Consider the following 20,421-nt stretch of genomic DNA (forward strand, 5'->3'; position numbering starts at 1 on the left):
ATTGGTTCAACATGGAAGTGATGGCCCTAGATAAGCTGGAAAACAACAGATAAGCTCATTGAATAATTAATCAAATTGCTACTACGGGCTTATGCTAATCTCTAAAATTATCAAATTGAAACGGTTGACCAAACTCACCTTCTTTAACTAAACGCATCACTGCTTGCAAATCATCTCTTTTTTTACCCGTTACACGTAGCTTTTCACCCTGAATTGCAACTTGCACTTTTATTTTAGAGTCTTTTACGGCTTTAACGATCTTTTTAGAAATCGTTTGATCAATTCCTTGTTTAAACGTAACTTCCTGTGAAAATGTTTTGCCTACATGAGCAGTATCTTTTAACTCTAATGCCGTAGGGTCAATATTACGCTTCATTGCCGTGGCACGCAGTATTTCAATCATTTGCTGAACCTGAAAATCTGATTCCGACTCTACCTGTACAGTACCGTCTTTTAATTTAAATTCTGCATGAACACCTTTAAAGTCAAAACGCTTTGTCAGTTCTCGGTTAGCATTATCTACTGCGTTTTTTACTTCTGTCATTTCTACTTCAGATACGATATCAAAAGATGGCATATTTAATTTCCTATAAATTGATGAAAACCAGTTCAAAATTTCAAGATAAAGAATTATAACGACTTATTTGCTACAATCCATGCCGTTTGAATTTATATAGATGTAATTTTGTGAATATTAATTTTTTTCGCGGGTGCTTTATACTCTTTTTGATTATTGCGACTTACGCCTTTTTTATGAAAGGAGAGCCTGGAGAAGCACTGTTTCCGCATATTGATAAAATCGGCCACCTTTGCACGTTCGCAATATTAACGTTCTTATTTGCTAAGAGCTTTGCTGTTAGTAAACAAGTAACAATCTTAGTATTGATTAGTTATGGTGCGCTGATTGAAGTTTTACAAGGGATGACAGCATATAGACAAGCAAGCTTGGCTGACTTGATAGCGGACGCGATAGGTGTTGCGGTTGGTTTATTGCTGGTCTATCTTACGCAACGGAAAAACATCCGTCCTTCTAATACACCATAGAAAACTCAAAAGAGCACCAAACAGCATCATGACTTACCAATTAGATGATAAAAACCACAATAGTTGGCACATTATAGGAAATGGCGCTGTTGGCAATCTATGGGCTTACCACTTACATCAAGCTGGCGCAAAGGTTCACCTACTCACAAAAAAAGTTCTGGAAGGAAGCCAATTTCAGTTTATCGACTTAAAAAACCAGCATCATGAATTTTCAATCAAAAACTTAGCCATTCCATCACTCAAAAAAGGCGCTGATGATTTAATACAAAACCTTATCATACCGACTAAGGCCTACGATGCTGTTAATGCCTTTATGCTAGTTCAACCTTGGTTAAGCGCAAATTCAACCATAGTATTAAGCCACAATGGCATGGGTACCGTAGAAAAAATATCAAAACTAATATCCAACAAGCAAACTTTGTTAATCGCGTCTACCAGTCACGGCGCATTAAAGCCATCCCCCCACTGTATTCAACATACCGGATTAGGCACAACCTTTATAGGCTGTGCGCACTTAACTTCTTATCACAAAAGTCGAGCACAGCTAATTACCCATTGCTTAAACGATGCTATGCCGACAGTGCATTTTGAAGAAGATTTAGCGTGTATTTTATGGCGAAAGCTGGCCATTAACGCCGTCATTAATCCATTAACAGCAATTAATGATATAAAAAATGGTGAACTTGAACATGAATCTTTTTCAACAATAAAATCAGCGATAATTGATGAGTGGTATCAGGCTGCATCCGCTGAAGGCGTAACCATTTCACTAAAAGAGACTAGAGCGGCTGTAGAAGAGGTGATAAAGCTTACTGCTGCAAATTCATCGTCAATGCGACAAGATATTAAACTGCAACGTAACACGGAAATTGCATTTATTAATGGCTATATCGTTTCAATGGGAAAAAAGCACGGTATTCATACGCCAACCAACCAGTACCTTCTTGATGAAGTTTTAAAGTTGTCTCGACAGAATTAATTAGCCAATACATCTAAGCGATGAATAATAGCCAAGCTCTAAATTCTCATTGTTAAAAGCTTGGCTAAAGTTGGAAAATTAAGGTCGGTAAACTTTTACGTTAGCGTAACCGTTTTCATGTAAAAGGAGCGCTTGTAATTTGCTCATAACACCTCTATCACAATAAAGGAAGTACTCCTTATCCTGTGGTAAGTCACCAAATTGAGTCGCAAGTTTATAGAATGGAATATGAACAACTTTAATAGGATCTAACTCCAGTGGGCTTTCATCTTCTTCTTCTGGCGAACGAATATCAACGACCACACTATCAGAAGATAAAGCAGAAGCCATTTCCACTTCTTTTACTTCTTGCTGCGCTTCTTCTTCAATCTTTCTGATATCCATAATGCGAGCGTTTTCAACAACATTATCTAAAATATCAAAGTTAAAATTCGCTTCTTCTTTTTCAATTTTAGAAAGTACTGCTTTTACTGTTGGCTTTTTAGAAATAACACCACAATATTCAGGCATCGTTTTAGCAAAATCTTCAGTCCCTATTTCACGCGCAGTATCAATAATTTCCTGCTTATCCATGTGAATTAACGGACGTAAAATCAACTGCTCAGTGACACGGTCAATAACGTTTAAATTCGCTAGTGTCTGGCTAGACACCTGCCCTAAGCTTTCACCTGTAACCAATGCTTGAATACCTAATTTATCAGCAACTTGTGCAGCAGCTCGCATCATCATTCGCTTTAAAATAACGCCCATTTGGCCGTTTTCTACATTTTCTAGAATTTCAGCTACCACGGGTTCAAAATCGACAGCAATAAACTTTACTTTATGAGTTCGGCTGTATTTATTCCATAAATAATAAGAAACTTGCTTAACACCAATTTCATGTGCGGCACCGCCCAAATTGAAAAAACAATAATGAGTTCTGGCACCTTTTCTGATCATTAAATAAGTTGAAACGCCTGAATCAAAACCACCTGACATCAACGATAACACATCTTCCTGCGTAGGAATTGGAAAGCCGCCCATCGCTTTATGAAGTGCTTTAACAACAAAGATCTTGTCATCTTTTATTTCAGCCATTACCGTAATATCTGGCTTAGTTAATTGCACCTTTGCTGAGGCAATATTTTGGTTTAAACCACCGCCCACATAACGTTCAGCGTCATTTGATGTAAAGTCATGTTTACCTGAGCGCTTAAAGCGAACCGCAAACGTTTTACCTTCTAACTGTTCATGGTAAACATCATAAACGTGCTGATAGATATCATGTAAATCTTTGAAATCACGTTGTTGAACTTCAAGAAACTGTACAATCCCGGGCACACGCTTTAACGAGTCAATAAAAGCTAAACGAGACTCTTCATCAATTAGCTCACTTGATACCGAAAGCTTATCCCATTGGTTCACTACCTTTACATCAGGATCAATTAACCTAAGTACGATTTGAATATTGGACTCAAGTAACTTAGTAAACCTCTTTCTTACAGGCTTACTTTTAATACTAATCTCTGGGTGTAATTTAACAATAAACTTCATGAATACTCGCTAAAAACGGGGGCAAAAAACTGCGGCGATTATACCTGAGCTAATAACTAGATAATATAGCCTAGATTAATAAAAAAGCCGCATTTGCGGCCTTTCAAAAAAGTGGTTCGATACAACTCTTAGTTTGTAGCATCAATAGGATCAGCTTCTTTCGCTTTACCTTGCATAATGGATATTTCAACTCTTCGATTTTTACGTCGGTTCGCAGCGCTGTCGTTCGGTACCAAAGGACGACTGTCACCATGCGCCATAATGACCACCCTATCTCCATCAAAGTTTGGCGCTTGTTCCATTTCAGTAGCGACAGTAACCGCACGTTGGGCTGACAAGTCCCAATTATTAGAATATAACTCTGATGAAATTTGTTGATCGTCAGTATGACCAGACACTTTGATCTCGCCTGGTACATCATTCAGCAGCGTTGCAATTTTTTGTACTATTGGCTTAAATTGCGGCTGTAGGAATGCAGAACCTGATGGAAAAGAACCGTTTTCACGAATGCGAATAATGATTTGTTGACCCAAAGACTCCAGCTCAATCGCACCGTCAATAATCTGCTGCTCTAATTGCTGAGCAATTTTCTTAACCATTTCATTTACTTGTTCTTGTGGTGTGGCGTTTGGTGATTCTTGCGCGTCTTCCTCTGCGGTACTTTGAGACTGTCCTCCACGCTCTTCCTGTCGTTGTTCTTGTCGCCCTCCCGCAGAGTCTTCTTCACCGGCAGTAAATTCAAGCATTTGCTGAGTCATTTCTACTGTTTGCTGTTGAATAATCTCGATGGGAGTTGGATCGGGTTTACCAGGACGAAACTCTTGCGCAATAATGCTCGTGCCCTTAGGGATGTCTTTAACTTCTAACTTATTTTGCACACCAAACGCAAACTTCATTGAGCCTGCAATTTGTTTAAATTTAAGCACGTCCATTTCAGACATGGCTAATAGCAATACAAAAAAGCACATCAACAATGACATTAAGTCCGCGAAAGTCCCCATCCATGCGGGTAACCCCTCGGGGGGACATTTGCACTCTTCTTCCATACCGTTTCCTCGCTATTCCGCTTCGCCAGTTGCGCGCTTAGACTCGGCCAAATAGTTTTTCAAAACACCTTCTATGACTTTAGGGTTTTGACCATCTTGAATGCCTAAAATTGCATCTAATATCAATTGCTGGTTTAACTTTTCTTCGACAACACGTACATTTAATTTTGCAGAAATCGGCAGTGCGATAACATTAGCCAAAAACGCACCGTATAACGTGGTTAATAGCGCCACTGCCATAGCAGGGCCAATCGCTTTTGGGTCGTCCATATTAGATAGCATCGCCACCAAGCCGATCAACGTACCAATCATTCCCATTGCGGGCGCTACGTCACCAAGCGATTTAAAGAATCCTGCTCCAGCTTCATGACGTGCGGTTGTTAGCCCAATATCTTTTTCAAGCGTAGCACGCACCACCTCTCCATCATGCCCGTCGACCAGCATGTCGACTCCTTTTTGCATAAAGTCGTTAGGGATTTCAGCCTCTTCAAGGGCTAAAAATCCTCCCTTCCTAGCCGCATCAGCTAACTCTACTGCTTTTTCGATAAGCTCTTCAGGTGTTTCAATTTTAAACATAAATGCCTTACCAGCAACCTTACCTGCACCAATAAATTGGCCTAGAGTAAAGTTTGATAAAACAACAAATAATGAACCAACGAACACAATTAACACTGATGGTACATCGACAAACATGCCGAGCTCACCACCCATTAACATCGCCATGACAATAAAGCCGATGGCGCCTAGCATACCTATTAACGTAGCTAAATCCACAATTCCTCCTACGTGCAAATTGTGTATATTTTCTTATACAACTATCTTAACTAACAATAGTAGATCGGCAAACCTTTAGTTTTCTTAAGCTTAAGGATAATACTTATTCAAATAAAATAAATGCAGATTTAAATAATCAGCGAAATTTTTATGTTCTTCCTCGGCATTTTCGTTGATACTTTTACGCGCTTAAGGTAACGTTGCCGCTCACAATATGAGATACAATTCATGGCTACAAAAAAACCGCAAAACATGTCATTTGAAGATGCAATTTCTGAGTTATCAGACATCGTTAATCAAATGGAACAAAATCAATTAAGCTTAGATGCGTCTTTAAAACAATTTGAGCGTGGTATTCAGCTTGCCCAAGCTAGCCAATCTAAATTAACTGATGCCGAACAAAAGGTCAGCATCTTATTAGAGAAAAATGGCGATGAGCAACTTCAACCTTTTGAAAATGAAAGCAGCGAGTCATCGTAAGTGCCATTAAGTAAAGCGTTGAAAAATTACCAGTCCCGCATCGAAAACGTGTTGAGTGAACAACTTAAGCTCCTCAACGTGAATGACGAGCAGCTTTTAGCCGCAATGCGTTATAGCTCAACAAATGGCGGTAAGCGTATTCGTCCATTTCTGGTGTACGAAGTAGGCCAAATGTTGGGCGCATCTTTGAATGATCTTGATGCGCCAGCCGCCGCTATTGAGCTAATCCATTGCTATTCATTAATTCATGATGATTTGCCTTCAATGGATGACGATGACTTACGTCGTGGTCGCCCTACCTGTCATAAAGCATTTGACGAAGCTACCGCCATTTTGGCAGGTGATAGTATACAGAGTCTCTCTTTTGACATTATTTCATCGAAGCATTATCAAGCTGTTCCTTCAAAAAAAGTTGTACAAATGATACAGGTTCTTGCTCAGTCTGCTGGGTACGCTGGTATGTGCGGTGGACAAGCCATGGACTTGAATGCGACCGATTGCGATATATCGTTAGCTAAACTTGAACAAATACACCAATTAAAAACGGGCGCATTAATTTCTGCGGCCGTTCATTTAGGTTATTTGTGTAGCCCAATTGATAACCCTGAAATAGTTAACGCCTTAAAGATTTATAGCAACAATATTGGTTTAGCGTTTCAAGTGCAGGATGACATTTTGGATATTATTGGTTCAACTGCTGAACTCGGTAAACCACAAGGCTCTGACATAAATGCAGCTAAATCGACCTACCCTGCACTGCTTGGCTTAGAGGGCGCAAAACAGAAAGCACATTTATTAATTGATGAAGCACTACACGCTTTATCAACTTTACCGTACAATACCGCAATTCTGCGTGATTTCGCGCACTACATTATTGAAAGAAAGTTTTAAACTATTATGACAATCGTAAACCTGGAAGACTTTTCACTACTTAAGCATATTAATGTTCCAGAAGATCTTAGGCTTCGTCCACAAGAGCAACTACAAGATGTATGTAACGAATTAAGAAGTTATTTGCTCAAGTCTGTTAGCCAAACTAGTGGCCACTTTGCCTCGGGATTAGGTACAGTTGAACTTACGGTTGCTCTTCATTACGTATATAACACGCCGTTTGACCGCGTAGTGTGGGATGTTGGCCACCAAGCTTATCCGCATAAATTATTAACTGGTAGACGTGATAAAATGCACACTATTCGTCAAAAGGATGGATTACATCCTTTCCCTTTTCGCGACGAAAGTGAATATGACACGTTTAGTGTTGGTCACTCTAGCACATCAATCAGCGCAGCACTTGCAATGGCAATGGCGGCAGAGCGAGAAGGAAAGTCACGTAAAGTGGCGGCTGTCATCGGAGATGGCGCAATGACAGCAGGCATGGCATTTGAAGCGATGAATCACGCGGGTGATATAAACCCAAATATGTTGGTGATTTTAAACGATAATGAAATGTCTATTTCTGAAAACGTAGGCGCATTAAACAAACATTTCGCCCGTATTTTATCTGGCAGCTTTTATACTGGTATGCGTGAAGGCGGTAAAAAGTTACTTAGCGGATTACCACCGATTAAAGAGCTCGCCAGCCGAATGGAAGAACATATCAAAGGCATGGTTGTTCCAGGCACTTTCTTTGAGGAATTAGGTTTCAACTATATAGGTCCAATTGACGGACACGATGTTGATGGCCTAGTCGACACCTTGAGAAATATGCGTGGCTTACCTGGCCCTCAGTTACTTCATATAGTGACGAAAAAAGGAAAAGGTTACGAGCCTGCAGAAAAAGATCCTATTGGTTACCATGCGGTACCTAAGTTTAACCCTGATATTATCCCACTACCGAAGTCAGCGCCAACTTCACCAACCTACTCGCAAGTATTTGGAGATTGGCTGTGTGACATTGCCGAGCAAGATGACAAGGTAATCGGCATCACACCAGCTATGCGCGAAGGGTCAGGCATGGTTAAGTTCTCTAAAGCTTTTCCTAAGCAATATGTTGATGTTGCAATCGCAGAGCAACATGCAGTCACGCTTGCAGCAGGCTTAGCTTGTGAGGGTTTGAAGCCAGTTGTGGCAATATATTCTTCATTTCTACAGCGTGGGTATGATCAGCTCATCCATGATGTCGCATTACAAAATTTGCCTGTTATATTTGCTATTGACAGAGCGGGTGTTGTGGGTGCAGATGGTCCTACCCATCAAGGCTCATTTGATCTCAGCTTTATGCGCTGCATCCCTAATATGGTAATAATGTGTCCATCCAATGAAAATGAATGCCGCCAAATGCTTTATACCGGCTACACATTAAATCAACCTTCTGCTATTCGCTACCCCCGTGGTAAGGGTACAGGTGCAAGCATTAGTTCTCAAATGCAAGCTTTACCTGTCGGTAAAGGCAATCTTATTAAAGAGTCAAGTTTAACTAACGCCTCTACCCAAATTGCTATCTTGAATTTTGGAACATTTATCAGTGCTTCCCTCGAAGCCGCTGATAGATTAGATGCGACCGTTGCAGATATGCGCTTTGTAAAACCAATTGACGAAGAACTCATTTCACAGCTTGCTAACAAGCATAATGTAATAGTTACAGTCGAAGACAACGCCATAATGGGTGGTGCTGGTAGTGCAGTAAACGAGTTTATACTTAAACATGGGCTTGCTGTTAAAGTATTGAATATTGGTTTGCCTGATGTATTTATTAAGCACGGAACTCAGGAAGAGATTTACCAAGAGCTGGGTTTAGATGCTGAAGGTATACACGCTCAGATAGAAGCGTTTATCAATCCATAGTTCACCTTTTAGAATTATTACCTTATCAAATATACTTACTTTGAAAATATGGTCTCTAGCGATAGTTAGAGGCCACAATCTAAAACTAACTTTACAACTTTTCACCGCAAAAACTCTGCCAGTTTAAATTTTTAGTGTTTTTACTCTATTGTATGTCTTTTTGAAAACACACATACTTGCTTTCTTGTACTTACTCACGTTTACTATTCCAACTCGTATTAAATAAAAATAAAGTGACATGAAAAACACATACCGTTTAACTATTTCTTGCCCAGATCAGGTCGGCCTTGTATCAGTGGTCAGTCAATTCTTATCAGATAGAGATGCCTCAATCGTTGAAGCTAGTCATCATACAGATTTAGAAAATAACTGGTTCTTTATGCGTCATGAGCTATGCGCAAACTCGATCAGCACTGATTTAGTATCCTTGCAAACAGACTTTAAAACACTGGCTGACAAATATGATATGAAGTGGAGCCTTAATTGCTCTTCAGTAAAACAAAAAGTACTGTTATTAGCGAGTAAAGAAGATCATTGTATAGCGGATCTACTGCATCGGTGGCACTGTAATGAACTTGATTGCGAAATCGTCGGCTTGGTTGCCAACCATAAGGAAGTTGAGAAGTTCGCACAATGGTACAACATCCCTTTTCATTTCGTAGACTTTAATGTAGCTGATAAAAGCCAATCTTTTGAGCAAGTTGAAAGCTTGATTGAACAATACAAAGCCGACACGATTGTGCTAGCCCGTTTTATGCAAATAATTCCAAATGATTTTTGTGCGCGTTATAGTGGCCGAATTATTAATATTCATCATAGTTTTCTCCCCTCGTTTATAGGTGCTAAACCTTATCATCAAGCGTATAATCGTGGCGTTAAGCTAATTGGTGCTACCTGCCATTATGTTACCGCAGAGCTCGATGCTGGGCCTATTATCGAACAAGAGGTTATGCGCATTACGCACAGTGATAGTGTGCACGACATGGTGCGTAAAGGAAAAGACTGTGAAAAAGCGGCATTATCGAGAGGGCTACGTAATCACTTGCAAGATAGAGTGATTATTCATCAGAACAAAACTGTCGTATTTGATTAAGCGTTGCGTATTTGATTAAGGGTTGATGCAAATAAGGGAGACTTGAAAAGCTTCATAAAGCGAAAAAGCGAATCGTTAATAGGTGTTCTTCCTTTATCCTAGCTCTTCTACAAAGCTTGCATCTTAGCTATTACAGATAATAAATCAGACACAAAAAAGCCTTGCTATATGCAAGGCTTTCAAATTTAATGCCTGACGGTGTGCTACTCTCACATGGGATCTCCCACACTACCATCGCCGCTGTTGTGTTTCACTTCTGAGTTCGAAATGGAGTCAGGTGGTTCCACAACGCTATTGCCATCAGGCGAATACTTTAAAATATTTTTTAATTATGCGCTTATAAAAAACGTACATAGTTAAAATAATATTTTTAATATCTTCTTTTACTATCTTTAGCAAAAAACCCGCTCACAGTGTGAACGGGTTTCTTTAATAAGGAGCCTGGTGATGTGCTACTCTCACATGGGATCTCCCACACTACCATCGCCGCTGTTGCGTTTCACTTCTGAGTTCGAAATGGAGTCAGGTGGTTCCACAACGCTATTGTCACCAGGCAAAATTTTGTTTGGAACAAAATTTAACGCACTTTAGTGCGGCCCGTTAGGGTCAACTACATGGATGTAGTTGATAAATTCATCCCACAATACTGGAAAAGCAAGGCCTCCATGAATGAAGGTCATACTGGAAATTGTCATAACAATTCCAGTGATAATTAAATCAGTGTCACTCAATTGATGTCTATCAATCAATCTCGTTAGCGCTTCACACAACTTTGGTGTTGTATGGTTAAGCCTCACGGGCAATTAGTACAAGTTAGCTTAACGCCTCACAGCGCTTCCACACCTTGCCTATCAACGTTGTAGTCTTCAACAACCCTTTAGAGAACTTAAAGTTCTAGGGATGACTCATCTCGAGGCTCGCTTCCCGCTTAGATGCTTTCAGCGGTTATCGATTCCGAACATAGCTACCGGGCAATGCCACTGGCGTGACAACCCGAACACCAGAGGTTCGTCCACTCCGGTCCTCTCGTACTAGGAGCAGCCCCTCTCAATCATCCAACGCCCACGGCAGATAGGGACCGAACTGTCTCACGACGTTCTAAACCCAGCTCGCGTACCACTTTAAATGGCGAACAGCCATACCCTTGGGACCGACTTCAGCCCCAGGATGTGATGAGCCGACATCGAGGTGCCAAACACCGCCGTCGATATGAACTCTTGGGCGGTATCAGCCTGTTATCCCCGGAGTACCTTTTATCCGTTGAGCGATGGCCCTTCCATTCAGAACCACCGGATCACTATGACCTACTTTCGTACCTGCTCGACGTGTCTGTCTCGCAGTTAAGCTGGCTTCTACCATTACACTAACCGTACGATGTCCGACCGTACTTAGCCAACCTTCGTGCTCCTCCGTTACTCTTTGGGAGGAGACCGCCCCAGTCAAACTACCCACCAGACACTGTCCACACTCCAGATAATGGAGCAATGTTAGAACATCAAACATACAAGGGTGGTATTTCAAGATTGGCTCCACCATATCTGGCGACATGGTTTCAAAGCCTCCCACCTATCCTACACATGTAGGCTCAATGTTCAGTGTCAAGCTGTAGTAAAGGTTCACGGGGTCTTTCCGTCTAGCCGCGGGTACACTGCATCTTCACAGCGATTTCAATTTCACTGAGTCTCGGGTGGAGACAGCGTGGCCATCATTACACCATTCGTGCAGGTCGGAACTTACCCGACAAGGAATTTCGCTACCTTAGGACCGTTATAGTTACGGCCGCCGTTTACCGGGGCTTCGATCATGAGCTTCGCTTACGCTAACCCAATCAATTAACCTTCCGGCACCGGGCAGGTGTCACACCGTATACGTCATCTTTCGATTTAGCACAGTGCTGTGTTTTTAATAAACAGTTGCAGCCACCAATTTTCTGCGACCGCCGTCAGCTTATGGAGCAAGTCCAATCACCGACAGCGGCGTACCTTCTCCCGAAGTTACGGTACCATTTTGCCTAGTTCCTTCACCCGAGTTCTCTCAAGCGCCTGAGTATTCTCTACCTGACCACCTGTGTCGGTTTGGGGTACGATTCGTTATTATCTGAAGCTTAGAAGCTTTTCCTGGAAGCAGGGCATCAATGACTTCCACTCCGTAGAGTGTCGTCTCGTGTCTCAGCCTAGTGTCAGTCCGGATTTACCTAAACCGACAGCCTACTCACTTTCACGTGGACAACCAACGCCACGCTCACCTAGCCTTCTCCGTCCCTCCGTCGCAATAATAACAAGTACAGGAATATTAACCTGTTTCCCATCGACTACGCCTCTCGGCCTCGCCTTAGGGGTCGACTCACCCTACCCTGATTAACATGGGATAGGAACCCTTGGTCTTCCGGCGTGGGGGTTTTTCACCCCCATTATCGTTACTCATGTCAGCATTCGCACTTCTGATACGTCCAGCAAGCCTTACGACTCACCTTCAACCGCTTACAGAACGCTCCCCTACCACTCACCTAAAAGGTGAATCCGCAGCTTCGGTGGCATGTTTAGCCCCGTTACATCTTCCGCGCAGACCGACTCGACCAGTGAGCTATTACGCTTTCTTTAAAGGATGGCTGCTTCTAAGCCAACCTCCTGGCTGTCTGAGCCTTTCCACATCGTTTCCCACTTAACATACACTTTGGGACCTTAGCTGGCGGTCTGGGTTGTTTCCCTCTTCACGACGGACGTTAGCACCCGCCGTGTGTCTCCCGAGTATCACTTTACGGTATTCGGAGTTTGCATGGGGTTGGTAAGTCGGGATGACCCCCTAGCCCAAACAGTGCTCTACCCCCGTAAGTGTCCGCTCGAGGCACTACCTAAATAGTTTTCGGGGAGAACCAGCTATCTCCCGGTTTGATTAGCCTTTCACTCCTAGCCACAGGTCATCCCCTAACTTTTCAACGTTAGTGGGTTCGGTCCTCCAGTGCATGTTACTGCACCCTCAACCTGCCCATGGCTAGATCACCGGGTTTCGGGTCTATACCTTGCAACTCGACGCCCAGTTAAGACTCGGTTTCCCTACGGCTCCCCTAATCGGTTAACCTTGCTACAAAATATAAGTCGCTGACCCATTATACAAAAGGTACGCAGTCACCGAACAAGTCGGCTCCCACTGCTTGTACGTACACGGTTTCAGGTTCTATTTCACTCCCCTCACAGGGGTTCTTTTCGCCTTTCCCTCACGGTACTGGTTCACTATCGGTCAATTGGGAGTATTTAGCCTTGGAGGATGGTCCCCCCATATTCAGTCAAGATATCACGTGTCCCGACCTACTCGATTTCACAACAAATTCGTCTTCGTGTACGGGGCTATCACCCTGTATCGCTGTGCTTTCCAGCACATTCCACTGACTTGTAAGCTGCTTAAGGGCTAATTCGCGTTCGCTCGCCGCTACTAGCGAAATCTCGGTTGATTTCTTTTCCTCCGGGTACTTAGATGTTTCAGTTCTCCGGGTTTGCCTCTTATAGCTATGTATTCACTATAAGATACCTGCAAGCAGGTGGGTTTCCCCATTCGGAAATCGTGGTCTATAACGGTTTTTATCACCTTAACCACGCTTATCGCAGATTAACACGTCCTTCATCGCCTCCAATTGCCTAGGCATCCACCGTGTACGCTTAGTCACTTAACCATACAACCCAAAATTGTTTGACCAACTTTGTGTTAGTATGCGCTAGTTTTGTCCAAAGATGGACAATGTCGTTATGATTAATAACGACGCTCTATGAGTAATTGATTGATAATCGCAATTGCGACACCACCAAATAGAGTGACATTTACGTCATTAGCGTATGAATCAACAGTTGCCTGTTGCTCAGTTATTCATACGCTGGATTTAATTATCAGCTTTTCCACATTGTTAAAGAGCAGTTTTGAGCAGAAGCTCAAAAGTAAAGATTCTTGATAAGAACATTTACTTTTGAATTAGTGCGATTCAATAGAATAGTTGGTAGGCCTGGGCAGACTTGAACTGCCGACCTCACCCTTATCAGGGGTGCGCTCTAACCAGCTGAGCTACAGGCCTATTTTACCCATTCCGATAAGGAGGGATTGTTCTTTGCTCTGATTTTGTAATCTAATCATCTGTGTGAACACTCGACAATAGCGTCGAATCTTTTGGTAAGGAGGTGATCCAGCCCCAGGTTCCCCTAGGGCTACCTTGTTACGACTTCACCCCAGTCATGAATCACTCCGTGGTGATCGCCCTCCCGAAGGTTAGGCTAACCACTTCTGGAGCAACCCACTCCCATGGTGTGACGGGCGGTGTGTACAAGGCCCGGGAACGTATTCACCGTAGCATTCTGATCTACGATTACTAGCGATTCCGACTTCATGGAGTCGAGTTGCAGACTCCAATCCGGACTACGATAGACTTTATGGGATTCGCTCCACCTCGCGGTCTTGCTGCCCTTTGTATCTACCATTGTAGCACGTGTGTAGCCCATCCCGTAAGGGCCATGATGACTTGACGTCGTCCCCACCTTCCTCCGGTTTATCACCGGCAGTCTCCTTAGAGTTCTCAGCATTACCTGCTAGCAACTAAGGATAGGGGTTGCGCTCGTTGCGGGACTTAACCCAACATCTCACAACACGAGCTGACGACAGCCATGCAGCACCTGTCTCAGAGTTCCCGAAGGCACCAAACTATCTCTAGTAAGTTCTCTGGATGTCAAGGGATGGTAAGGTTCTTCGCGTTGCATCGAATTAAACCACATGCTCCACCGCTTGTGCGGGCCCCCGTCAATTCATTTGAGTTTTAACCTTGCGGCCGTACTCCCCAGGCGGTCTACTTAATGCGTTAGCTGCGCAAAACAGTTCTTGACGAACCGAGCTGCTAGTAGACATCGTTTACGGCGTGGACTACCAGGGTATCTAATCCTGTTTGCTCCCCACGCTTTCGCACATGAGCGTCAGTATCGAGCCAGAAAGCTGCCTTCGCCATCGGTATTCCTTCAGATCTCTACGCATTTCACCGCTACACCTGAAATTCTACTTTCCTCTCTCGTACTCTAGTTAACCAGTTTCAAATGCAGTTCCCGGGTTGAGCCCGGGGCTTTCACATCTGACTTAATTAACCGCCTGCGTGCCCTTTACGCCCAGTAATTCCGATTAACGCTCGCACCCTCCGTATTACCGCGGCTGCTGGCACGGAGTTAGCCGGTGCTTCTTCTGCGAGTAACGTCACAGCTGACAGCTATTAACTGACAACCTTTCCTCCTCGCTGAAAGTGCTTTACAACCCGAAGGCCTTCTTCACACACGCGGCATGGCTGGATCAGGCTTGCGCCCATTGTCCAATATTCCCCACTGCTGCCTCCCGTAGGAGTCTGGACCGTGTCTCAGTTCCAGTGTGGCTGATCATCCTCTCAGACCAGCTAGGGATCGTTGCCTTGGTGAGCCATTACCTCACCAACAAGCTAATCCCACTTGGGCTAATCTTAAGGCGTGAGGCCCGAAGGTCCCCCACTTTGGTCCGTAGACATTATGCGGTATTAGCAGTCGTTTCCAACTGTTGTCCCCCACCTTAAGGCATATACCCAAGCATTACTCACCCGTCCGCCGCTCGTCATCTTCTAGCAAGCTAGAAATGTTACCGCTCGACTTGCATGTGTTAGGCCTGCCGCCAGCGTTCAATCTGAGCCATGATCAAACTCTTCAATTAAAAGTTTTGTTGAAACCGAAGTTTCAGCTCAATGAATTCTGTATATATTGACTGTTGAGTCACTCTACAAAACTATTGAGATTTAAGTATCGTATTGAGCCGAAGCTCTTAGATTCTAATCTCTATTGTGAGTGCTCACACAGATGATTGATTACAAATTGTTAAAGAACAGTGCTTGGTGCTGGTTGGTAACTTGTTACCGTTTAGCTCGAAGCGGGATGCGCATTTTACGCTTTCCGTTTTCAAAGTCAAGCAGTTAATCTAATTTATTTTTTGAAGAGTTTTTTAAAACTTAGCTCTTTCAAATTCGATTAACTGGTTAACCTTGACACCTGATTTAACGTTTGAATTTACTTCTTGTTAAACCGTTTGGTTTGGCTAATGCTGCTTGCTTCCCCGTTGGTGTGGAGGCGCATTATAGGGAGATTTAAAAACAGCGCAAGTACTTTTTTATCTTTTTTGTTTGTTCGGTTATTTGTTATACAAAACAACCTGTAAGTTGTTGATTTATAATTTTGATGGCTTTTAAAGTCGTCTGCTACCAATGAATAGATTGATGATTCCAATCCAGATAACTCGCTTCTCCGTCTGGAGACAGTTGTGATAGTAAATCTAATAGTCGCTCTGCTACATAACTGGTCGTAAATAATTTATCTTTTGGTACGTTGGATTGAAATGGTTTGGAAAGTTGAGTGTCAGTCGTGCCAGGATGAAATGCCACCAACTTCACATTTCTTGCTTTGCGGGCATATTCAATCGCAGCAGTTTTAATACACATATTTAATGCTGCTTTTGATGCTCGATAACTGTACCAACCGCCAAGCCGATTATCACTTATACTGCCAACCCTTGCACTAAGTATTGCCAGCATGCACGGCCAATCACCTTTCAATAATTGAATAAGATGTTTTAACCACAGTGTAGGAGTCACGGAGTTTACATCAAAGTTAGCCAACATAGCGTCGCGCTCAACCTCTTCCAGTGACTTTTCAGGGCATTGAGCCACACTCCCCTTTGCTGTTATTACATTATGCAGAATGCCATTACATATTATGATGCGCTGCCAATTTACATTTATTTCTTTTAACTCCTGAATACTCTTAGCCATTGCAGCGTCTGAGTAATCGCATATTAAACACTTAACAGTGTTATTCACATTACTGTTGATTTGTAGGGTTGTAATAAAATTTGAAATATCTGACTGGCTAATACAAATAATGACGTTATATTCGTGGCCTGTGATTAATTTTGAAATAACTGCTTTTGCAATACCGCTGGAGGCGCCAATAATAATAGCGCCTTTACTCACACTGACTGTGCTTTTTGTTTCATTATCCGTTTTTTGGATTGGTAATTGAATGGGTGTTGGCATTTCATTTTCTTTAAATACGAATCAAGTAGTATCAGTACGTATAAGAAAAGATAGTAGATGTTGAAAAAGCATCACGCTATTTTAACAGCCCTTATTTATCGGCTAAGTGATGCTTTACATTCCCTTCCCTAGAAATCTAGCTAAAACTTGTTTACCTAATCGCTGTAATGCAGTTTATTCTTTACCCGGCAACTTTTTCCATGTAACAGTATCACGCACATAAACTGGCTGAGCGTCTTCGGCAGAGACAATATTACCATTTGCGAATTCTTGCTCAATAATCGGTAACATATACTCTGCATTAGGAAACTCTACCTCTGAGAGGGTGGATATATGAATATCTTGAGATAATATTTCTCCATATGGCGCCCAACCGCTTCCAACACCTACCAGTTTAATATCACTTTGCTTAGGCGCATCACCAGCTTGAACATGTGTTGCTTGCTTTATAAACTCTGCCGCTTGCTCGGGTTTTAATACTCGCTCCTCGCCTTTCAATTGTGCTAGGCCATTTTGAGTTTGATATATGGCTATGTAAACCTCTCCCATGCGAGCATCAATAACACTAATAATATAAGCGCTATCTGCAACTTCTTCTGGGTGGCGTGCAATAGCAGCTTGCGCCATGGCATGTAAATTAGAGATCCCTGCAACCGGTAAGTCTGCACCGAACGCAAGACCTTGAGCAACACTTACGCCGATGCGAACACCTGTGAAACTGCCCGGTCCTCTACCAAAACCAAGCACATCTAGCTCGTTTAAGGTTACGTTTGCTTCAGCAAGAACACTATCAACCATAGGCAGTAACTTTTGACTATGTTGCTGTGGACATACTTCGTAACGAGTAAAAGTATTTTCACCAATACGTAATGCAACCGAACAGGCCTCAGTAGCAGCATCTATAACCAATAGTTTATTTGTCATTGTTCACTCTTATATTAAATCTGTTTTAAAAACGCGAGTACTTTTTCTAAGTCCCGTGTTCTTTGCATTTCAGGCAAGCTTGCAATAAATTGCTGTCCATATTGTCGTGTAACTAATCTGTTGTCGCAAATAATTAGCGCCCCTTTATCGGTCACATCTCTAATTAATCTGCCAACCCCCTGCTTTAGTGCAATGACGGCTTGTGGCACTTGTACCTCAGAAAATGGTTCGCCACCTTTTAAACGACAATCCTCAACCCGAGCTTGTAATAATGGTTCATCAGGTGCAGCGAAAGGCAATTTGTCGATAATTACACAGCTTAAAGCGTCACCGCGCACATCAACCCCTTCCCAAAAACTGGCGGTAGCCAACAAAACCGCATTTTTCAGTTGGCAAAATTGCTCCAACAATACACGTTTACTGGTAGTGCCTTGTACCAACATTGGAAAGCTGATCTCAGTTTCAAGCGCGGCTGCAATTTTATTCATCATCCGATGACTAGTAAATAGAAAAAAGCACCGACCTTTAGACGCAGCAATCACCTTTCTGGCTAAATTGATTAATGCTTGCTCCATTTGAAACTGATTTGGCTCGGGTAAATAACGCGGCACACACAGCATTGCTTGTTCATGGTAATTAAAAGGACTGTTAAGAATTAATCGTTCGGCGCTATTAATACCTAAGTTTGAAGTGTAATGTGAAAAAGAGTTGTCAACCGACAAAGTAGCCGAGGTAAACACCCACGTAGAGTCAGATGCCGTAACAAAACCGCCAAACTTTTCAGCAATACTCAAAGGCGTGATATGCAATCCAACATTTCGTTTAGTAGTTTCATACCAATATGAAAAACCAAGTGCTTCAGTATCTAGCAGCTTTGTAAGCTGTGTTTTAATTTGTAATACACGCTCAAAACAATTGTCGATAACTTCACTTCTCGACAAGTTCATTTTTAATACATCGTAAACAAAGTCTAAATCTGACTGTAATCGGCTAATAATAGTTTGGATATTATGTTGATGAATTAATTCTCGCCAATTTCCTCGAGAAGGATCGGCTGGAAAACATAACCTAAAATCCATCGCTGTTTGCGCTAATCGATCACTAGCTAACATTAACTGCCGTGCATCGTTAAGGTTTGTTCTAAACTCTACTTCAATGTCACGGCAAAGATCAGAAATGATTCGCGTGGTCAGTGACTCACCAAAATACTCACTCGCAATTTCTGGGATCTGGTGCGCCTCATCAAAAATGACCACATCAGCATTAGGAATTAATTCGCCAAAACCAGTATCTTTCAGCGCCATGTCTGCAAAAAATAGATGATGATTTACAACAACAACATCCGCATCCATTGCTGTTTTTCGCGCCTTCACTAAATAACACTCTTCAATATAAGGGCAATCTTTTCCTAAACAGTTGTCTGCCGTACTGGTGATAAAGGGAAAAACTTGGGCATCCTCAGGAATACTGGTTAACTCTCCGATATCTCCCTGTTCGGTTTCGGCCGACCACAACTTCACTTTTTGAAGATCGGATATCAATTCAGGATCCGGAAATGGCACATGAGCAGAATGTTGCTCAAGTCGATACTCGCACAGATAATTGGCACGACCTTTTAACAGCGCTAACTGTTTTGACGATTTAAGCGCTTTCTTAATAGTGGGTAAATCGCGGTGAAAAAGCTGCTCTTGCAAGTTCTTCGTTCCCGTAGAAACGATCACTTTTTTATCACTTATTAATGCAGGCACCAAATAGGCAAATGTTTTCCCCGTTCCAGTGCCCGCCTCTACTACCAACGTTTGTTTGTTAGCAATAACGCCTTCAACAGCACTCGCCATAGAGATTTGCTGTTCTCGAGGTAAGAAGCCATCAATTTCAGCAGCCAAACAGCCATCTTTTGCGAACGCGCTACGCACACTAACCATAAATGAATTAAGCACCTAATATAATGAAGACGCGAATTATCCTCTATCTCAGCAAAAATAACGAGTGTAGATTTTAACTACGCTCGTTCAGCCATTAATGAAGCACAAAATATTGGTGTGTATGCGGTTGAAATTATTATTTTTATCAGATTACTTTTTAGTATTTTCAAAAAAAGCATCTATTATTTGTTTTAGTACTCAACGTAAACATAAAAGACTAATAAATATGAGTAATTTTGAACGCGTTTCTGATGTTTTAGAGCACCATATTCAGTTTCATCACAGAGTTCACGACCTTTATAAAGATATGCTCACTAATGCTGAAAACGAAAAAGTAAAAATGTTAATTCAAACTCTTCGTAATCATGAGCAGCAACATGCACAGCATATAAAGGATTACATAGAGCAAGCGCCTGAAAATACGTTAGAAACCTATTTTCAATATAGTCATGACGAAGATGAACAAGACATGTTCGATAATATTTCTACGCCCGCAACGGTAACTGTTGATCATGTTCATGATGTTGCGACTTTGTGTGATAACTATTTAGAACAGTTTTATGAAGAAATGATGGAAGCGGCAGATATTCCAGAAGTAAAAGAACTTTTCGAAAATTTAAAAGAAAACATTCTTCAAGAAAAAATGAAACTAACAGTAGATGTTACTTCACTGTTAGACATGTAACTGGCACAAAAGAATTTGACGAAACAACAATTATAGACAAGGTTTAAACTAACACATTAAGTAGATAAACATGCGCGCATACCTA

General features: G+C 42.1%; 14 protein-coding genes, 1 tRNA gene and 4 rRNA genes. 7 read left to right on the plus strand and 12 right to left on the minus strand.

What is annotated here, in order from left to right; genetic code table 11:
- Positions 1–94: 94 nt before the first annotated feature.
- Positions 95–577 (minus strand): YajQ family cyclic di-GMP-binding protein, encoded by a 483-nt coding sequence (locus HUU81_RS11375; RefSeq protein ID WP_199609068.1) that lies wholly within the window; start codon positions 575–577, stop codon positions 95–97.
- A gap of 176 nt (positions 578–753) precedes the next feature.
- On the opposite strand from HUU81_RS11375, the gene HUU81_RS11380 reads away from it, so the two are divergent.
- Both HUU81_RS11380 and HUU81_RS11385 read left to right on the plus strand, forming a co-directional pair.
- Positions 754–1,044: a VanZ family protein gene (locus HUU81_RS11380; RefSeq protein ID WP_199609069.1), complete on the plus strand. Its 291-nt coding sequence runs from the start codon at positions 754–756 to the stop codon at positions 1,042–1,044.
- Between the two features lie 28 nt (positions 1,045–1,072).
- Entirely contained in the window at positions 1,073–2,023 is a 951-nt protein-coding gene (locus HUU81_RS11385) for a ketopantoate reductase family protein (protein ID WP_199609070.1), read from the plus strand.
- A 78-nt stretch (positions 2,024–2,101) separates the two neighbouring features.
- On the opposite strand, the gene thiI is transcribed toward HUU81_RS11385, so the two are convergent.
- The 3 genes from thiI to pomA all read right to left on the minus strand — a co-directional run bounded on the left by thiI (position 2,102) and on the right by pomA (position 5,376).
- Positions 2,102–3,556 carry a tRNA uracil 4-sulfurtransferase ThiI gene (thiI, locus tag HUU81_RS11390; protein ID WP_199609071.1) on the minus strand — a complete coding sequence of 485 codons (1,455 nt, stop codon included), beginning with the start codon at positions 3,554–3,556 and terminating at the stop codon, positions 2,102–2,104.
- Between the two features lie 128 nt (positions 3,557–3,684).
- On the minus strand, positions 3,685–4,602 hold the full coding sequence (locus HUU81_RS11395) for a flagellar motor protein MotB (RefSeq protein WP_199609072.1): 918 nt from the start codon (positions 4,600–4,602) through the stop codon (positions 3,685–3,687).
- Positions 4,603–4,614: 12 nt separating this feature from the next.
- Entirely contained in the window at positions 4,615–5,376 is a 762-nt protein-coding gene (pomA, locus tag HUU81_RS11400) for a flagellar motor protein PomA (RefSeq protein WP_199609073.1), read from the minus strand.
- 228 nt (positions 5,377–5,604) lie between these two features.
- On the opposite strand from pomA, the gene HUU81_RS11405 reads away from it, so the two are divergent.
- From HUU81_RS11405 to purU, 4 genes are all read left to right on the plus strand, one after another.
- Positions 5,605–5,856 (plus strand): exodeoxyribonuclease VII small subunit, encoded by a 252-nt coding sequence (locus tag HUU81_RS11405; RefSeq protein WP_199609074.1) that lies wholly within the window; start codon positions 5,605–5,607, stop codon positions 5,854–5,856.
- Positions 5,857–6,747, plus strand: coding sequence for a (2E,6E)-farnesyl diphosphate synthase (ispA, locus tag HUU81_RS11410; RefSeq protein WP_199609075.1), 891 nt, complete (start codon positions 5,857–5,859; stop codon positions 6,745–6,747).
- Between the two features lie 6 nt (positions 6,748–6,753).
- The gene (gene dxs / locus HUU81_RS11415; RefSeq protein WP_199609076.1) at positions 6,754–8,640 is read left to right on the plus strand and encodes a 1-deoxy-D-xylulose-5-phosphate synthase; all 1,887 of its coding nucleotides are present in this window, start codon (positions 6,754–6,756) and stop codon (positions 8,638–8,640) included.
- 238 nt (positions 8,641–8,878) lie between these two features.
- A complete protein-coding gene (purU, locus tag HUU81_RS11420) occupies positions 8,879–9,733 on the plus strand; it encodes a formyltetrahydrofolate deformylase (RefSeq protein ID WP_199609077.1) in 855 nt (284 codons plus the stop codon).
- Between the two features lie 190 nt (positions 9,734–9,923).
- On the opposite strand, the gene rrf (HUU81_RS11425) is transcribed toward purU, so the two are convergent.
- From rrf (HUU81_RS11425) to HUU81_RS11460, 8 genes are all read right to left on the minus strand, one after another.
- Positions 9,924–10,038: ribosomal RNA gene (rrf, locus tag HUU81_RS11425) — 5S ribosomal RNA — on the minus strand.
- Between the two features lie 134 nt (positions 10,039–10,172).
- Positions 10,173–10,287, minus strand: a 5S ribosomal RNA gene (gene rrf, locus HUU81_RS11430).
- A gap of 228 nt (positions 10,288–10,515) precedes the next feature.
- Positions 10,516–13,400, minus strand: a 23S ribosomal RNA gene (locus HUU81_RS11435).
- 316 nt (positions 13,401–13,716) lie between these two features.
- Positions 13,717–13,793: transfer RNA gene (locus HUU81_RS11440), tRNA-Ile, on the minus strand.
- A 96-nt stretch (positions 13,794–13,889) separates the two neighbouring features.
- Positions 13,890–15,430 (minus strand): 16S ribosomal RNA (locus tag HUU81_RS11445).
- The 16S, 23S and 5S rRNA genes sit together here with 1 tRNA gene alongside, the layout of an rRNA operon.
- A gap of 538 nt (positions 15,431–15,968) precedes the next feature.
- Positions 15,969–16,802, minus strand: a complete 834-nt coding sequence (locus tag HUU81_RS11450) for an SDR family NAD(P)-dependent oxidoreductase (protein ID WP_199609078.1) — start codon at positions 16,800–16,802, stop codon at positions 15,969–15,971.
- A 174-nt stretch (positions 16,803–16,976) separates the two neighbouring features.
- Positions 16,977–17,726, minus strand: a complete 750-nt coding sequence (tsaB, locus tag HUU81_RS11455) for a tRNA (adenosine(37)-N6)-threonylcarbamoyltransferase complex dimerization subunit type 1 TsaB (RefSeq protein ID WP_199609079.1) — start codon at positions 17,724–17,726, stop codon at positions 16,977–16,979.
- 14 nt (positions 17,727–17,740) lie between these two features.
- Complete coding sequence (locus HUU81_RS11460; RefSeq protein ID WP_199609080.1) at positions 17,741–19,651, minus strand: ATP-dependent DNA helicase; 1,911 nt, start codon at positions 19,649–19,651, stop codon at positions 17,741–17,743.
- 226 nt (positions 19,652–19,877) lie between these two features.
- Between HUU81_RS11460 and HUU81_RS11465 the strand changes: the two genes are divergently transcribed.
- Positions 19,878–20,336 (plus strand): ferritin family protein, encoded by a 459-nt coding sequence (locus HUU81_RS11465; RefSeq protein WP_199609081.1) that lies wholly within the window; start codon positions 19,878–19,880, stop codon positions 20,334–20,336.
- Positions 20,337–20,421 lie beyond the last annotated feature (85 nt).

This window comes from Flocculibacter collagenilyticus (assembly GCF_016469335.1).
Classification (GTDB): domain Bacteria; phylum Pseudomonadota; class Gammaproteobacteria; order Enterobacterales; family Alteromonadaceae; genus Flocculibacter; species Flocculibacter collagenilyticus.

What these genes read in the sequence shown, in the direction of transcription:
- HUU81_RS11465 (WP_199609081.1), top strand. Translation starts at nt 19,878, where the DNA reads ATGAGTAATTTTGAACGCGTTTCTGATGTTTTAGAGCACCATATTCAG.
- thiI (WP_199609071.1), bottom strand. Translation starts at nt 3,556, where the DNA reads ATGAAGTTTATTGTTAAATTACACCCAGAGATTAGTATTAAAAGTAAG.
- HUU81_RS11375 (WP_199609068.1), bottom strand. Translation starts at nt 577, where the DNA reads ATGCCATCTTTTGATATCGTATCTGAAGTAGAAATGACAGAAGTAAAA.
- HUU81_RS11450 (WP_199609078.1), bottom strand. Translation starts at nt 16,802, where the DNA reads ATGCCAACACCCATTCAATTACCAATCCAAAAAACGGATAATGAAACA.
- tsaB (WP_199609079.1), bottom strand. Translation starts at nt 17,726, where the DNA reads ATGACAAATAAACTATTGGTTATAGATGCTGCTACTGAGGCCTGTTCG.
- HUU81_RS11395 (WP_199609072.1), bottom strand. Translation starts at nt 4,602, where the DNA reads ATGGAAGAAGAGTGCAAATGTCCCCCCGAGGGGTTACCCGCATGGATG.
- purU (WP_199609077.1), top strand. Translation starts at nt 8,879, where the DNA reads ATGAAAAACACATACCGTTTAACTATTTCTTGCCCAGATCAGGTCGGC.
- HUU81_RS11385 (WP_199609070.1), top strand. Translation starts at nt 1,073, where the DNA reads ATGACTTACCAATTAGATGATAAAAACCACAATAGTTGGCACATTATA.
- dxs (WP_199609076.1), top strand. Translation starts at nt 6,754, where the DNA reads ATGACAATCGTAAACCTGGAAGACTTTTCACTACTTAAGCATATTAAT.
- HUU81_RS11405 (WP_199609074.1), top strand. Translation starts at nt 5,605, where the DNA reads ATGGCTACAAAAAAACCGCAAAACATGTCATTTGAAGATGCAATTTCT.
- HUU81_RS11460 (WP_199609080.1), bottom strand. Translation starts at nt 19,651, where the DNA reads ATGGTTAGTGTGCGTAGCGCGTTCGCAAAAGATGGCTGTTTGGCTGCT.
- HUU81_RS11380 (WP_199609069.1), top strand. Translation starts at nt 754, where the DNA reads ATGAAAGGAGAGCCTGGAGAAGCACTGTTTCCGCATATTGATAAAATC.